Origin of the sequence: Roseateles sp., assembly GCF_039595295.1 — a bacterium.
GTDB lineage: Bacteria > Pseudomonadota > Gammaproteobacteria > Burkholderiales > Burkholderiaceae_C > Roseateles.
The window spans coordinates 1-3081 of sequence record NZ_JBCNLU010000088.1 but is presented as its reverse complement, the minus strand read 5'-3'; the positions used below and the strand labels follow the sequence as shown (position 1 = coordinate 3081).

At 67.5% G+C, this 3081-nt stretch carries 4 protein-coding genes; 3 read left to right on the top strand and 1 reads right to left on the bottom strand.

Annotation, left to right across the window (positions count from 1 at the left end; genetic code table 11):
- Positions 1–158: 158 nt before the first annotated feature.
- The 3 genes from ABDW59_RS24600 to ABDW59_RS24590 all read left to right on the top strand — a co-directional run bounded on the left by ABDW59_RS24600 (position 159) and on the right by ABDW59_RS24590 (position 2648).
- Positions 159–842 (top strand): ion channel, encoded by a 684-nt coding sequence (locus tag ABDW59_RS24600; protein WP_343634125.1) that lies wholly within the window; start codon positions 159–161, stop codon positions 840–842.
- 167 nt (positions 843–1009) lie between these two features.
- On the top strand, positions 1010–2176 hold the full coding sequence (locus ABDW59_RS24595; RefSeq protein WP_343634123.1) for a GGDEF domain-containing protein: 1167 nt from the start codon (positions 1010–1012) through the stop codon (positions 2174–2176).
- Positions 2177–2186: 10 nt separating this feature from the next.
- Positions 2187–2648, top strand: coding sequence for a cupin domain-containing protein (locus ABDW59_RS24590; protein WP_343634121.1), 462 nt, complete (start codon positions 2187–2189; stop codon positions 2646–2648).
- A 132-nt stretch (positions 2649–2780) separates the two neighbouring features.
- On the opposite strand, the gene ABDW59_RS24585 is transcribed toward ABDW59_RS24590, so the two are convergent.
- The gene (locus ABDW59_RS24585; RefSeq protein ID WP_343634119.1) at positions 2781–3032 is read right to left on the bottom strand and encodes a hypothetical protein; all 252 of its coding nucleotides are present in this window, start codon (positions 3030–3032) and stop codon (positions 2781–2783) included.
- Between the last annotated feature and the right edge of the window lie 49 nt (positions 3033–3081).

The window sequence follows — 3081 nt, the reverse complement described above, 5'->3', positions numbered from 1 at the left end:
CTCCCACCTGCCTCATTCCTAAGCAATCAAACCAATCCCCATACGAATCAACGCGTTGCATTCCCCGCCCTCGGCCTGCCAACAGAGTTGTCCACAGAACGCGGGGAAAGAGGGAGCGCGCGCGGCGCTTCGTGGGGCGGAATCCCATCCCGCGCCCCATGCAGAATTCCCCCATGCATGTCCGCCACCGCCGATTCCTCGTCATCACCCGCCGCCATCCCTCGGCCATCCTGTTGCTGGTGCAACTCGTGGGCCTGCTGCTCTATCCGCTGCTCGAGTCCACACGCGCCGGCCCGCTGGCGCTCAGCGCATTCGGCATCGCGGTGCTGGTGTTCACGACACGCATGGTGCGCAGCACGCCGGGCTTGACCTGGCTGAGCGTGGGTCTGGCCCTGCCGGCCATCGTCATGCTGCTGCTCGACGTGATGCTGGACATGCACTGGCTGCGGCCCTGGTCGGCGGCGTTGGAGGCGCTCTTCTACTTCTACGCCGCCGGCAGCCTGGTCGCCTACATGATGAGCGACATGCACGCGACGACCGACGAGCTCTTCGCCGCCGGCGCCACCTTCACGCTGCTGGCGTGGGGCTTCGCCTACAGCTTCGTCGTGCTGCAGGCGCTGCAGCCGGGCAGCTTCTCGGCCGCCGTTCAGCCGGAGCAGCCGCGCACCTGGACGGAACTCATGTTCCTGAGCTTCGCGCTGCTGTCCAGCACCGGCATCGGCGACATCATTCCCGTGCGCCCGCTGGCCCGGGCCGTGGCGAGCCTGGAGATGTTCGTCGGCGTCATGTACCTGGCCGCCGTGGTGTCGCGCTTGATCGGGCTGACGCTCCTGCGACGCTGAGCCGAGCTCGGCCCGATTGAGCTCAGGCTTCACGTCAATGCGGCGCGATGAAGCGCCGGCCCGTGACTTCCGTCCGAAGGCCCGACCCGCCGTGGACCGGTGAAAACCCGTGCGCTGCGACAATTCGGCGCGCGCGGCGCCTGCCCGCACGGCCACCTCTGTTGTCCATGGCTCTCGATCCCTTCACCCTGCTCGTCCTCACCGCGGCCATGGCCGCCGCCTCGGCGCTCTATCTGGCCGCGGAATGGCGCAGCGTGCGCGAGCGGTCCTTGCTGCTCTGGAGCGCGGGCTTCTCCATCATCGCAGTGGGCAGCGTGCTGGCCCTGCTGCGGTCCCGGGGCCATGTGCTGGTCGGCATCTGGTTCCCCAACGGCATGCTGATCGTCGCCCACTGGCTGTTCCTGGCCGGCGTCGCGAGATTCACTCGCACACGACTGCGACGCGCCTGGTGGGGGCTGGTCGTCATCTGGCTGGCGATGCTGTTGCTGCCCGAGGGCCCCTGGTGGTCCAAGGCGATGCTGGGCATCCAGTCACTGATGATCGCGGGCGTCACCTTGCGCGCCGGCCTGCTGCTGCGCCCGCACGGCGGCGTGTTGAGCCTGGGCGCCGCCCAGCTTCGATTCGTCCTGCTCGCGCATGGGCTGTTCTACCTCGCCAAGGCCGCTTCGACCGTGGCGCCGGAGGCCTTCGTCAACCTGGCCGGTTTCCGCGGAACGGTGATCCTGGTGTCGCTGGTGGAAGGCGTGATGGCGATCATGCTGCTGGCGATGTCCATGACCGGGACCGAACGCCATCGCCGCGAGGAGCGCATCGCGCAGATCGCCGCACGCGACCCGCTGACGTCGCTCGACAACCGCCGCGCGCTGTATCTGCGCGCCCCGGCCTTGCTGGAGCAGGCGTCCCCGGCCAGCCCCTGCGCGCTGCTGCTGATCGACATCGACCATTTCAAGCAGGTCAACGACCTGCACGGCCACGATGCCGGCGACCGCCTGCTGGTGACGCTGAGCGACCTGATCCGCGGCGTGCTGCCCGACGGCGCATTGGCCGCGCGGCTTGGCGGGGACGAGTTCGTGATCCTGCTGCGCGGCGTCTCCGAGGCCGTCGCGCAGGCGCTGGGCCAGGACTTGCGCGAGGCCTTCGCGCAGCAGGCGCTGGCCATGTTCGTGACGCCGGAGCCGGTGTCCCTGAGCATCGGCGCGACCTTGTCCGACCAGCCCGACCTGGAGCTGTCGCACTGGCTCAAGCAGGCCGACGAAGCCCTCTATGCGTCGAAGCGCAAGGGGCGGGATAGGATGGAGCTGGTGGCGAACACGGCTCAACGAAAAACAAGGTGAAGGACCCCTCATGCCGGCTTTGACCCCAACCCAGTTCCTCTCGGAAGCTCACCCCGCCGAGGGCTGCGATGCCCCCCATCAGACCTTGTGGCTCAGCGAGCCCGGCGGTCTCACGCAGTTCGGCGCCTTCATCGAAGTGCTGCAGCCGGGCGGTCGATCCTCCATCAAGCATTGGCACAGCGCCGAGGACGAGATGGTGTACGTCCTGTCGGGCGAGATCACCTTGATCGAGGGCGACGTAGAGACGCTACTGAAGGCCGGCGACGCCGCAACCTTCAAGGCGGGAGTCGCTGTCGGACACAGCCTCGAAAACCGCAGCGGGGCGCCGACGCGATGTCTGGTCGTGGGGACTCGGGCACCGGTCGACCGCATCACCTATCCGGATCACGATCGCGTCTGTCTGCGAGACCGATCGCTGCCCGACGATGTCTGGACCGATGGGGCCGGAAAGCCGGCGGACAGCCCTTATTGAGCGGGCCTCGCTCGCCTCCGCAGAAATGCAAACGCCCGGCACGAGCCGGGCGCTTTGCTTGAGCGATCGATCGGGCGTCAGCCGATGGATCGCTCCATCGAGACAGCGAAGCCGGTCAGGCTCATGGCTGGCTCACTGAGCCGAAGCGACCTGGACGCTGTCCGACGACGTGTCGCGGCGACCGGTCACGTAGACCGTGGGCAGTTGCTCGCGCTTGACGGTGATGACCACCGGATCCAGCGTGACGATGGAGGCGCGCATCTCGCGCTGACCCTGAGCGTGGGCGATGCCGAAGAGCACGGCCAGAGAAGCAATCGCGCCGAAGGCGACGGCCTTGATGGTGGTGCTGGTGGCGGATTGCATGTTGAGGCGGGTGGTGGTCATGTCGTTCTCCTGAAGGCGTTGGCTGTGTCGATGGAGTCAGTGTCGTCAT

Bases quoted from the DNA above. Each gene is read 5' to 3' on its own strand.
- ABDW59_RS24595 (WP_343634123.1), top strand. From the start codon at position 1,010: ATGGCTCTCGATCCCTTCACCCTGCTCGTCCTCACCGCGGCCATGGCC.
- ABDW59_RS24600 (WP_343634125.1), top strand. From the start codon at position 159: ATGCAGAATTCCCCCATGCATGTCCGCCACCGCCGATTCCTCGTCATC.
- ABDW59_RS24590 (WP_343634121.1), top strand. From the start codon at position 2,187: ATGCCGGCTTTGACCCCAACCCAGTTCCTCTCGGAAGCTCACCCCGCC.
- ABDW59_RS24585 (WP_343634119.1), bottom strand. From the start codon at position 3,032: ATGACCACCACCCGCCTCAACATGCAATCCGCCACCAGCACCACCATC.